Genomic DNA, 12,501 nt, shown 5'->3' with positions numbered 1-12,501 from the left:
TCTCAGTGCAGGTCGAACTGCGACATCAGGTAGTCGCGATTGAGGGTCACGGTGTCGCCTGCCTCGTCGATGGAGAGGACGGCGTAGCCCTCGACGTTGAGCACGCCGCGCAGTGCACCGAGCTGAAGGTCGAGCCGGGGCTTCGGAATGCCAAGCGCACTCGCAACAGCGGCGCGCGTCGAACGGCCGCCCCGCGCCAGCAGGAACCCCAGGATGGCCTTCACGCGCTCGTCGGGCACGGCCGCACGCGCCTGCTGCGCCTTCTGGGCCGCATACACCTCGGACTGCAACAGCCGTGCGGCCAGCGAGGTGTCCGCGGCCGGCCCGGCCGGCGCAGCCGGTTCGTCGTCCACGAGCGACAGCAGCGGCTTCGAGGGCGAAGGAGGGGTAGGGCCGGCTCTCCGAGCCGGCCGATCCTGCGACGTCTGCACCGGTGCCGAGTACACGCGAAGATCCTCGTACTCGAGCATCCACCAGTCAGGCGCAGGCAGGGCCGTTTCCTCCCACCCGGGCACCGTCGTTGCCCCACTCGCGAGCACGACCAGCGGCGCGACGACCTCCTGGGGCGTGCCACCGCCGTGGTACCCGTTCTTCTTGCTGCGATATCGCAGTTGCTCCGACACGGCGAGGACGCACGCGTGCCCAGGAGCGATCACACGCGGGCCGCTCACCAGGACCTCGCCGTCACCCGCCGGAGTATCCGCGGGACGCCAGCGATCGGAGGTGCCGGCCCCGCCGGACCGCTGCGTGCTGCGATCGTCGAGGATGTGGCCGTGATCCGAGGTGAGCACGACGATGCGGCCAGCTGCCCTGGCATCGCTGAGGATGGCAGAAAGCATGGGCACGTCCGAGATGGTCCACCGGTTGCGCACCTGGTCGGCCTTCAGCAGGTGGTCGTCGATGGCATTGACCACCACGCCAACCACGCGCTGCTTCGGGTTGCCCAGCGCCTTGCGCAGCGGCTCCTGCAGCGCGCCGTGGTCCTCCGCAAGACCTGCCTTGTGGAACAGCACCGGCGGAAGCGCTGGCGTGCTTCGGGCGACGAGCCCGGCATGCGCCGCGAAGTTGCGGCTCTCGTCCGCCGCGGCTCCCTCCACGACCCTTCCGCTCAGCAGGCTGGTGCGGCAGACGGCCGTCAGCGATGGCAGCAGCGCGAGCACGGGCTCCGGCGACGACCTGCCCTCAGTCGCCAGGGGCGTCCAGCCATCCTCCACGAGACTGTGCGCCAGCTCCAGGCACGTGCCGGCACTCATGCCGTCCATGACGAGCAGCAGAACCGGTGCATGCGCGGCGAGTGGGGCGACGCGCGCCTCGAGGACGCGCTCCACGAGCAGCACACCCGGATCGGTGCCGAGCTCGAGCCAGTGCGCCAGCTTCGTGGCAAACGCGTCCTGTCGGCGACGAACGGCCTGCCGGACGGCCTCGAGCACGGCGCGGCAGGCATCGGCCACGGCGGCAGACGGGTCCACGGACCTCGCGACGGCACGTGCCCAGTCGGCAAGGCCATCCTGTTGCACCTGCGCCCAGGCTGCCTCGCCAATCGAGCCGGGGACGTCTGACGCGCGCTCGTTCAGCCATCGTGCGAGGCGCAGCGACATCTCGAGGCGCTCCAGGCGTTCCTTGTTCGACGGCAGCGTGCACGACCGATGCGCCCGCAGGTGCCCCCTCGCATCGTGCACATCGTCGCGACGGCCTTCAGGGTCACGAAGGTACTCGAGCAGTGCCTCCCCGAACACCTCGCAGCGCCGATCGAAGCCAGACGGCAGGACGTCGCTGTGCACGGCCAGGGCGTCGGCCTGCAAGTGCTTCAGCGCGCGCTCGGCATTGTCCAGCGCCACTCGCAGCACGCCTGCCTGCCTGGGATCGCGCGGACGCGAGGCAATCGCCACGGCAGCACGCGACCAGGCCAGCCCCGCGCCCTCGGGCAGCGGACGCCCGCCGATGAACGATTCGAAGCGAATGGCGGCATCGCGCGCTTCCGACCTCAGCCCTGGCGCCCCGCTCGGCATGTTCCACTCGTGAAACAGGACGTCGCACACGAGACCGAGTGCCAGCGCGTCATGTCCCAGCGCCGCAGCATCCACGATGAGGGACGCCACGTCACCGAGATGCTGGACGAGCCACGCACGCACGCCGTCGCGTACGTCAGCAGGCAGTTGCCTCCAGCGCTCCACGTGGGATGGGTCTGCCGCCCACTCGAGCAAGGCCACCACGTCCGGCTGAGCCACAGCCAGGCCGAGACGCTGCTGCAGCAGGGACGACCACGCGGTCTCGCTGTCCAGCACGCCGGCAGGCACGGGCGGATAGCCGGTCGCGGGCATGCCCTCCAGCAGCGCCAGCGCCATCCAGCGATGCGCGAGCAACCGCGCATCGAGGTCGCGCGCGCGGAAGGCCTCGAGCACCAGCGTCCATGGCTCCAGCGAGACCACGCGCCGGCCTGCAAGGCGCGCCATCACGTCGGCGCCGAGTTCCGCCTCGGCCAGCGGCGTGATGACCACGAGGTCCGGCATGCCGGCCACGCGGGCCGCCAGCAGCTCACGGACGTGGAGCGCCGAGACCGCAGCGACGACGTCCACGGGCTGCCCTTCCACGTCGAGCGACGCCGGCCCCGTCCAGGCGGCGGCACTGCGCAGCGCGAACACATGCGGTGCGCCAGCAGGCTGCCCGCCGGAGTGTCCCTCCAGCTTGCTCCGGATGGCGCGCACGTGTTGCACCAGGAGCGCGGGAGTCAGGGGAACGGCGCGCGGTGCAGGGGGGGCCAAGGCTCCAGGCATCGCAGTCAGCCTACTCCGGCTCGGTCCACTCGACCGTGACCAGCACGTCGCACTTGTCAGTGAGCTTGTCCAGCAGCTCCCGCGCGGCCTTTGGAGCAAGGCCGTCGCGCCGGATGCGCTTGGGGCCCGGCTCCGGCTTCGGGTCCGGGTCGGGCCGCGGGGGAGGCGGCACCCGAGCCAGGAGCGCGGCAGCCGCGGTCTGCGCCCCCTCGAGCGCAGGCTTGAGGCTGGTCACGTACTCGTCGGCGCAGATGGCCTGCTCCACATCGGCCCGCAACCGCGCGGCGTCGTCTCGCCGCGCCTCGTCCGTCAGGTGCATGGCCGGGTCGATGATCGTCCACGAGGCCTGGCGCAGCGCGCCGGCCACGACGTCCCCCGTCTTCAGGCTCGTCCCGAGCGCCACCGGGTCGCCGTCGATGGGCGTGCCGGCGAGCTTCCCGATGACCTGTTCGGGCATGGCCTGGTCGACCGCCGCAACCAGGGCGAGCGCGGCGCGAGCCGTCCGCAGGCGCGTCGCCCGCTCCTCGCCAATGCCCAACTGCGACACGCGAGCCTTGAGCGCGTCCACGAGCTGCGTCGCCGGCACACGCAGACCCTTCGTCGACTCCTGGATCGCCCTGACGGCTTCAGCGACGTTGGATGCGGTCCGCTGCTCGAGCAACGCCAGGCCCAGGATCTTGCTGGCGCGCGCCCGTGCTTCCGTCCACTCGGTAGGCGACGGCAGGTCGATCTCGCGCAGTTCGAGGTCGTCGTGCAGCGAGTCGATCGTCGGCGTGGCCGGCCCACCGTGCAGCAGGAACCGCAGGTTCTTCTGCTCGGCGTAGGTAAGGATGACCAGGTTGGCCAAATCAGTGGGCAGGCCGCGCGGCGTGGGCTCGTCGATCCAGCCCCGGAGGCGCCGCACGGTGAGGCTGCCGCCGTGCTCCGCGACCTTCCTGTCGAAATGCTGGGTCCACGCGTTCTTCAGGACGAAGTGCTGCTCGCCCATCTCGCCGAGCGAGAGTGGCACGGCGATCTGGCGCATCAGGCGACGCGTGTCTGGCGCCTCCACGAACAGCCGCGGCTCGGGGATGGCCCGCTGCACCTCGGCGTACACGCGCTTGAGCATCGCCGGGCGGATGTCGCCCTCGAGGTCGAAGCGCGGGTGCGCCGGGAACTGGTGATGCAGCGCCTGGTCCAGCAACTGCCGCACCGCCTCCGCCATCGTCGGTCCCACCGGCGGCTGCAGCTTGAGGGTGGGGTCGAGCGACTGGAAGCGATCGGCAGGCGGGTGTTCGAGTGCCGTGTCGATGCTGCCGTCCACCTCTCTCGCGATGCCGTACGCGCCCTCCAGCACCATCCGCAGCTTGGCGTTGAGCTGCGACCGCTGGTTCTCGAGCAGCACGCGCGCCGACTCGCGCTCGGTCTGCGTGAGGTGCGCGGTGTAGGCCACCAGCCGATCGCCGGCGAGCACGTGGTCGATGAGGATCAGCTGCTTCAGCTCGTTGAGCGAGGCGCGGCTGAGGAACGCCGGGATCCACACGATGGTGTTCGACGGGGCCTCGGTCTCGCGGAACGCCTCGACCCGCGCGCGGTCGTCGGCAGGGGTGCGGCCCTGCTCATCGAACGGGAAGTCCACCACCAGCAGCCAGTCAGTGCCGCGGGCGCGCAGCGAGTCCATCGGCAGGTCGCGCACGTTGCTGAAGCGCACCTCGACGCGCCGCTTCGTGCCGCGCCACACCACCTCGTGCGACAGGAACAGCTCGTCGCGGTCCTGGATGCCGCACAAGCCGAACACCAGGCTGCGGATCTTTCGGAGGCGGTTGCCAGGATTGTCCTCGGCGCTTGCCTGCGCGAGGATGCCGTCCACGTCCACCCCGGTGATCTGCAGCGACACCGTGGGGTTGGTACGGTCGTCGCTGATGTGGATCTCGCCGACGTTGGCGGCCCAGTTCCGCAGGCGCCCGATGATGAGCGAGTCTTCCTGCCCGGGAATGGGCGCCTTGAGGCTGCCGTGGTTGAGGGCGCCGAGCCGCCGGGCGTCGAGTGAGCGGACCGCGTCCACGTTCGGCACCAGCGCGGCGATGAGCAACGTCTTGAGCAGCCGTGCGTCGGCGCGGAACGCGGTGGCGACCGGATCCGCCCAGGGCCGCTTCGCGAGTTCCTCCTCGGTGACGCCGTGCTGCGCCTCGAGCATCGGCCGCAGCTTGGTGGCCCACAGGCGGCGCGCGCCGTCGAAGTACTGGCGCATCTGCTCGTTGAAGGCCTCGTCGCCCTCGGCGATCACGTCGAACAGGTCGCCCACGGCCACGAGCTGCCCGAGCTCCAGCGTGTCGCGCTGGTTCACGAGCAACTGGAGCATCACCTTAAGTGCCGTGCGTTCGCGCTGCAGCATCGACGACACGGCGACCAGCACCTGCACCAGCGCCGGCGAGAACGGGTACACCTGCCTGAACTCATCGTCTGACGACCGGCTCACGAGGGCCTGGCGCACATCCGGGCGCAGGCGCGTCGTCGCCTGCGTGAACGCCGCATCCATCTGCGCCCGCGCGGCCGGAGAGACGGGGGCGAGCACGCGTTTCTCGACGATGGCCGACAGGTTGCGATCTTCGAGCGTGATCACGTGGAAGCGCGCTTCCCACCAGCGGAACACGTCGTTGAAGGCGAGCGCGTGCGCACCCACCGAGTGCTCCCCTACCAGGTCGCGGATGTCGCGCTGGCGGGCGACGAAACTGACGATGGGGATGGGGCGGCTGGGATCCTGGGCCTCGACAAGCTTGGCGAGCTTCTGGCCTTCCTCGCTCAGGAAGCGGCTGTCGGCGGCGCGGCTCGCGAGCCACAGAATCAGTTCGTCCAGGAACAGGATGACAGCGTCGTAGCCGAGCGACCGCGCGTGGTGACTGATGACAGACAGCCCCCGGTCGAGGCTCACGAAGCCGCGGCCCTGACCGGAGGCGATGCCAGCGTAGGCCGTGAACAGGGTATCGGTGAGGTCGCCGACGAGGCGCACGCGGTCCTCGGCGTCCTCTGGCGCGACCGTAGCTGCGTCGAAGCGCGCGGCGTCCCAGGCGGCGCCGATGTTGCCCCAGCCGCCCCCGCCGCCCTTGCCCCGGTTGAGCGCGTCGAAGAACGCCTGATCGCCCATCGTCTGGCGCAGATTGCGCGCGTCGTCGAACAGCGGGCCCGACAGGTAGACGCCAGGGGTCGGCGCCTCGGGGTGCAGGCGGCGCACGAACTCGACGTACTGGCCGAGGATGGCCGACTCCATCGAGTGGGCGCCGATCATGTGGTAGGGCACGAGCAGGAACTTGCGGCCCTCGGCCCACGTGTCCTGCGCCTGCACGACCTCGGCGAGTTCCGGCAGCGCGCGCGCCTTCGGGTTGCCGCGCAGCAGCAGGTACAGCACGGCCATGAAGTGGCTCTTGCCGCTGCCGAAGCTGCCGTGGAGGTAGGCGCCTTTGCTGCTGCCCGACTCGAGAGCGCTTCGGATGAAGGCGAGCGCGTCCCTGAAGTTGGCCGCGAGCTGCGGCGTGACCACGTAGTCGCGCAGCGTGCCGTCGGCATGCGCGTCCGTGATGCCCTCGGAGAGGCGCAGCACGAAGTCGCCGCGGTTGACGCTGCGGGGCAGGTTGAGGACGTCGCTGATCAGGGGCATGTCAGGCAGGGCTCGGGTGCGGAGGATTCTACAACCGCCATTCCAGCCGGCACGTGCCCCTCAGACGGGGTGAGTCAGAGGCGTCTGACACCCCATCCTTTCAGGGCCAGCGTTGCGCTCCGTGCAGGATGCGGACGACGTGGACCACGTCATCCCGAACCGTGTAGACCACAATCCACGGCAACGGCGAGAGCACCAGTTCGCGTGTGTCGGTCTTCTTCCCGGGGCGTCCGCGACGCGGGAACTCCAACAGCGCCTCCGGGGCGTGGTAGAGCGACTTCACGAGATCGGGCGCGCGGTCCGGCGATTGGGCCAGGAGGTAGTCGGCGATGCGCTCCAGATCTGCGGCCGCCGCCTCCGTCCAGCGCAGTTGCATCAGCGACCGGCGTCGTGGTCGGCGAGCTTCTTCGCCAGTCGGGTCCCGACGTCATCGTGGGACAGCGTCTGGCCGGCACCGATCTGGGCCATGCCCGACTCGACCTCGCGGACAAACCAGTCGTCGTAGTCAACCGCACGCTCGAGTGCCTCGCGAGCCAGGACCTCGATCGACACGCCCCGGCGGACCGCCGCCGCTGCCAGCTTGCCTTCGAGCTCACGCGACAGATGCAGTTCCATGGCGCCAGTTTACAGTCGCGACCGCGATGCAAGGCACGCCCGGATGTCGTCGCGCTCGAGCTGCGGGAAGTCCTGCAGGATCTCGTCCTCGCTCATGCCCCCGGCGAGGTAGCCCAGCACGTCGCCGACGGTGATCCGGGTGCCGCGCACGCACGGCTTCCCGAAGCGCACGTCGGGCACCACCACGATGCGGTCCAGGAGATTCATGGCTCAGTGTACCCCTCGGTCAGGCCCAGGTGCGCGTCCGTGATGCCCTCGGGGTGCAACAAGAAGTCGGCGAGGTTGACGCTGCGGGGCAGATTGAAGATTTCCCTGATCAAGGGCATGTGTCTGGCACCTGTCTACTCCAGCGGGAGCGTCTGCGTGAGAGGACCGGGCCCGCCTGGCGCTGACCACCTGTCCGGTTCGAATGCGAGGCGGGCAGCAAACTCGAACCTCGGCAGGCAGCTGTCCACCCGGTGCGGCAGGCCGAGATCCCTGAGTACCTGCTGGAACAGTTCCACGCGGTCGCCTCGAGGGGGCACCTTGCCACCGGCAAGCACGCGCAGGCGCGCCGCAATCTCGGAGATCGGCACATCGGCGAACGTTCTCGCCCCGAGGGGGCGCACGCGCACGGCGTCAGTGTCCGCGCTGCGCAGGGTGACTTCCGCGGCGAGGCGTCTGCCCGAACCCTCGTCAGTGGCGATCACGCGTCGGGAGCGCTGCAGGTTGCTGATGACCCGGTTGATTGCCTGTTTCAAAGTCTTGGAGGCGCGAGACACCTCTGGGCATCCATCCCTGTAGAGCTTGTAGATGGACGCCTTGGGCATGGGGCCGTCTTGCCTCAGGATCTCGAGGACCGCGTCCGCGACGTTGCGTGCAGGTGCCGTCCTAGGGTTCGGATAGCGCTTGCCCACATGGCCGGTGAACGGGCCAGTCGTGACGGCAGGGCTCGGGGCGAAGTCGAGTTCCGCCTCGATCGCCTCCCCACCGGGCTCGTTCACGTCATCCTCGTCCTCTTCGTCGGACTGCTCCGCCGATGACGGTAGAGGCCAAGCGGCGTCTTCGGTGACTTGCTCGCAAGCGTCGTCTGGCGCTGCCGGGGGCGCCTGATGAACGACTGAGTCGACCGGACCTGCATCAGTCGCCGCCTCGGCCTCCTCCTGCTCCTCCGTCAACTCCTCGCACAGCTCCAGCACCTCTTCGAGTGCAGCGCTCGGGTCGGCGTAGAACTGGCTCTCGAGAATCCTGACGAACTGCCACCCTGCCCGCTCGAGCTGACGCTGACGCGCGAGGTCCTCCTGGAACCTGTCCGCACCGTGAAACGCATCGCCATCACACTCGACGGCGAGCCTCCAGTTCCGCCCTTCCACCACCAGGTCGATGCGGCGCGAAGCAACCGACACCTGCGCCGACACCTTCAGTCCTCGGCTCGCGAGCGCCAGAGCCACGTCCAGCTCGAACCAACTGTCGAATGGCCGGGGCTGCTCCCCGCGAACGCGCGGTCGACGAGCGGCGAGTCGCTGAAGCTCCGGGAGAGACAGCTCGGTGCCCTGAATGCTGACATCGACAGGAGTCTCGAAGAACTGGAGGACTCGGGCGCGGAGGCACTCCCTCGCGAGATGTTCCTGGCGGACGCTGTGAAACAGCCAGACTTGATCCTGCGCACGACTCATCGCGACGTTGAATCGCTGTTCGAACGTGGGACCCGTCAGTGCTCGGCTGTCGATGTTCGGCGCCGTGACCATGCTCAGGAAGATGACGTTCCGTTCGTCGCCCTGAAAGGCGTAGGGATTGCCGCACCGCAGGCTGCGCTCACTGAAGAGCTGTGGCGCTTGCTTCATGACGAGCCGTTCGATGAGGCTCGCCTGTTCATCGCCTTGAAGGCTGATGACTCCGAACGTCATGCCCTCGTACCTGGCATCGCGATGGCACTGCAACAGGGTTTCGACAATGGCCTTGGCTTCGGGCAGGTTGCTGTCGCTCTTCCTGAGGCCATCCGCTACGTGCCGAGACTCAAGCGGCGGCAGGCGATCTCTTCCGGCCTGCTTGAGCGGTACGAGCTTCCCGTCGTAGCACAGTTCGTTGCTGAACCTGATGATCTCGGGAACACACCTGAAGTGCTCCCGGAGGGAAATACCGTGCAGCAGGTTCACCCTGCTGTGGTCGAACAGACTCGACTGCAGGGTGAGGTTCGCCCGTCTCGCGAAATCGGGCAACAGGGTGTTGGCGAGCGAGGGCACTGCCGTCGCATCGACGCCCACGGCAGACGGAGAGATCTGCTTGTCGTCGCCCACGACGATCACCTGCTTGGCGAGGTAGAAGAGCGGTAGGGCTTCGAGGCCGCACTGCGATGCCTCGTCGACGATCGCGATGTCGAACTCCCCCGGTCTCGTGCTCACCGTCTCGTACAGGCGGTTCAGCGACACGACCCATGCTGGAATGCGATCCAGTGCGGAGCCGAGCAACTCCCTCGCTGCGGCTCTTCTCGCGAAGACCGTTCTCCCTGTCTGCGGGATATTGCGTACCGCGTTGCTCCAGGACTCGAGCAGGGCCTTTCCCCGGATGTCGAGCCGCTCCGCGGCATGGTGCCGGGCACGCGCGGCCACGGCGTCCCTGCGCAGCTCTTCCAATCGCTCCCGCGTCGCCGCCAGTTGGGCCTGCAGGCTGCGTTGCCGAACCGGATCCAGCTGCGCGTCGAGCCATGCGCGGGTGCAGGCGTGGTCCCATGCCTCCTCGAAGCGCTCGAGACGCGGCACCAGGTCTGGCGAGCCCTCTGCGCTCCTGATAGTCGCAGCCGCGCGAGGCGCGTGAGTCTCGACCGTGGCCAGCCAATCCGTGTAGCGCTCGAAGTCTTGCCGACGAGCGCGCTCGGACTCCAGATCCGCCAACACACGGCCGAGAGCCTTGGCATCTTCGGCCACGAGCGCTGTCGCCACCGCCGCGATAGTCGGGAGGTCGTCGGGACCAGGCTCCGGCAACAGCGCGACGAGCGCGTCCCGCCGCTCACGCGCCCGGGCGAGGGCAAGGACCGACCTGCGAGCGCATACGGCCTGGAGCAGGCTGGCTGTGTCAGCACCGTCGGCGACGGTCCGCTGGAGCCACGCTTGAACATTCGCAGAGACCGAGTCCCACGGGGCCGGAAGCTCCAGCCACTGTCCAAGGACCTCGAGCCGTGCCTTCAGTACGGCGACCTGCTGCGTCGCGTCGAGGCCTTCTTCGCCGTGCTCCTTCCAGGGCTTCCAGGCACCTGCCACAACCGCCGCCGCGTCGATGGCCTTCTTCGCCACCTCGACGTCTTCGGGAATCCTGAATGGCTGTCCGTCGAGGGTCACGTGCTCGGCAAGCCAGCTCGTCTCCGTAATGACCGCGGGAGTGAAGAAGACGAACTCACGCATCTTCCCGCCTGCCGCGAAGTGCGCGTGGAGTCGACCGATGTCCCGCACGGTGTCCGCAATCGAGCGGTCGCCGGAGACTTCGATGTCGCGCACAGCGTCCGTCACATTCTGCGTAACCTTGCGGAGCGCGGCCTTGGCCTGCCGATGCAGGGCCTCGAACCGGGAGGTGTCACGCGCAAAGACGTCTCGCCTCACGTCTTTCGTCCACGCATCACCGCGCGTGAGCTCGAGTTGCTGGACCCGACGGAGGTAAGCCTCGAGGTGCGCAAGATCGGCATCGGCCGCGTCTTCAGCCACGGAGAGGTTCAGGGTGCGAAGCGCGAGCGTCGCCTGAGCAACGCCCTCGAGCACGTCGAAGGCGTCCTGGGCCGCAAACGGCAGCGGAATCCAGCGACGCTGCAGGGCGGCGCGGGCTTCAGGTGTGAGCGAGGCGTGGTAGTCGGCGAGGGCAGCCCACCCAGGCGCAAACGGCGGGCAAGGCGTCTCCCATGAAAGGGCGTCCGCAATCCATCCGCGCTCGTCTGCATGCTCCTGCAGCAGGCGCGCGATGTGGGCTCTCGTCCCGGAGTAGCCGGGTCGGGGCGAGACGATCTCCCCTTCAGCCTGCCTGATCTCGAGCACACTGCGCTCGTGCCGCTCGAGAGTGCGTTGACAGGCCTCGATCTCATCACCGAGCCGATCGGCCTCCCTGATGTAGCACCCCGGAGAAAGCAGGGAGCGCTGGTATCGCTCCAGGAGGGCGCGCACGTTTCTCTCGAGGTCCTTGTCGGCCTCGGCACCTGAGCCAAGCAGCGTCACGCAGAGCTCGCGAAGGGGCTCAGGCAGCTTGTCGCGGAGCACCTTCAACGCCTGCGCCTTTTCGGCCGTCACCAGGACACGCTGGCCAGATGCGAGGTAGTGCGAGATCAGGTTGGCAATCGTGTGGCTCTTGCCCGTGCCAGGCGGCCCCTGCACCACCACCCCCGCCTTGTTGTTGGCCAGACGCACGATCTGCAGTTGCTCGTCATTGGCCGGCAGGGGGAAGTAGGTCTCGACCGGAGCGCCATGCCCGCCAGGCTCGACCGGATCAGGAGCAGGCGCATCGGGATCCTCGATGAGCTGTCGCCATGCATAGGGCAGCCGGCCGGGCTCGACAGAGCCGGATGACATCTGCTGCTCGATGTCCCTGAGCACCTTCTCCAGTGCGCGAGCCGATCGAGGGCGAAAGACGATCGCGGGAGCGAAGCGAGCACGCGCGTGTGGTGGCACGTCTGTGGTGGCCACCATGTCGTCGATGTACTCCGCATCTCCGGCGACCTCGAACACCAGCTGCCTCAGTGCGGATGTCAGGCCGGCGCGGTTGTGCAGCGCAGGCCCGATCTCCTCCATCTGCGCTCCCATCCGCTGCCACTGCTTCTGCAGGCTGGCGCGGGTGACCGCGTCGAGGTACTCCGATTCCATCACGGCCTGCACGAACGACGCCGATGGCCGAACCGTGAGCGTGCCGGTCTTGTCGTCGATGTCGATCTCTGCCGGGAATGCGAGGAGGTGCCGCCTCGCGGCACGGCCGTCCTCGAGGCGCATCTGCAGGAGCCCGCAGCCGATGAACAGGTCGTAACCATCTTCCTGCCCTTGAAGCTGGTTGCGAATCGCGAACAGCTCCTCGTAGATGGCGCGAACACGGCGCAGCACCCGGGTGGCAGACGCCCACGGCATCCATGATTGCTGGAGATACGCACTCCATGCCTCGACGGCTTCCAACGAAGGAGGAACCTCGATCTCGGTCCCGTCCGGCTGGAGCCGGACCAGGGGCACCATCCCCGGCTCCTTTGCCGGGTCGTCGAGCACCACGGTCTCGAGCCAAGGGCGGCAGGTCTTCGGAGGCTCGGGAGCGCTCTTCTCCCGCACGCGGTTCACCACGAGCCAGCGAAAGTCGTCGTCTCGCCAGCTGGAGGCGAGCAAAGGCGACCGCAGATCCTTGGTCTCCTGCTGGCCCGGCATGTTCGAGAACCAGAGCACATTCGGATACTTCGAAACCTCGACCACCGGCTTCGAGCGGATGCCGACGGCTTCACGAAGGAACTGAGCGAGGCGAGCAGAACGCTCGAGCGCGGAGGACATG

At 68.4% G+C, this 12,501-nt stretch carries 6 protein-coding genes; all 6 read right to left on the bottom strand.

The genetic code is table 11. From position 1 onward, the window contains the following. Nucleotides 1-2 precede the first annotated feature (2 nt). A complete protein-coding gene (gene pglZ, locus TBR22_RS03070) occupies nucleotides 3-2,714 on the bottom strand; it encodes a BREX-2 system phosphatase PglZ (protein WP_239491483.1) in 2,712 nt (903 codons plus the stop codon). 70 nt (nucleotides 2,715-2,784) lie between these two features. Further along, nucleotides 2,785-6,408 carry a hypothetical protein gene (locus TBR22_RS03065; RefSeq protein WP_239491482.1) on the bottom strand — a complete coding sequence of 1,208 codons (3,624 nt, stop codon included), beginning with the start codon at nucleotides 6,406-6,408 and terminating at the stop codon, nucleotides 2,785-2,787. Between the two features lie 100 nt (nucleotides 6,409-6,508). After that, the gene (locus TBR22_RS03060) at nucleotides 6,509-6,784 is read right to left on the bottom strand and encodes a type II toxin-antitoxin system RelE/ParE family toxin (RefSeq protein ID WP_239491481.1); all 276 of its coding nucleotides are present in this window, start codon (nucleotides 6,782-6,784) and stop codon (nucleotides 6,509-6,511) included. Further along, complete coding sequence (locus tag TBR22_RS03055) at nucleotides 6,784-7,023, bottom strand: CopG family ribbon-helix-helix protein (protein ID WP_239491480.1); 240 nt, start codon at nucleotides 7,021-7,023, stop codon at nucleotides 6,784-6,786. The genes TBR22_RS03060 and TBR22_RS03055 overlap by 1 nt, the downstream gene beginning before the upstream one ends. A 9-nt stretch (nucleotides 7,024-7,032) precedes the next feature. After that, entirely contained in the window at nucleotides 7,033-7,230 is a 198-nt protein-coding gene (locus TBR22_RS03050) for a DUF433 domain-containing protein (protein WP_239491479.1), read from the bottom strand. A gap of 134 nt (nucleotides 7,231-7,364) precedes the next feature. Continuing rightward, nucleotides 7,365-12,500, bottom strand: a complete 5,136-nt coding sequence (locus TBR22_RS03045) for an AAA domain-containing protein (RefSeq protein WP_239491478.1) — start codon at nucleotides 12,498-12,500, stop codon at nucleotides 7,365-7,367. Nucleotide 12,501 lies beyond the last annotated feature (1 nt).

Source organism: Luteitalea sp. TBR-22, assembly GCF_016865485.1.
Classification (GTDB): domain Bacteria; phylum Acidobacteriota; class Vicinamibacteria; order Vicinamibacterales; family Vicinamibacteraceae; genus Luteitalea.
This window is presented reverse-complemented; position numbering and strand designations above follow the sequence as displayed.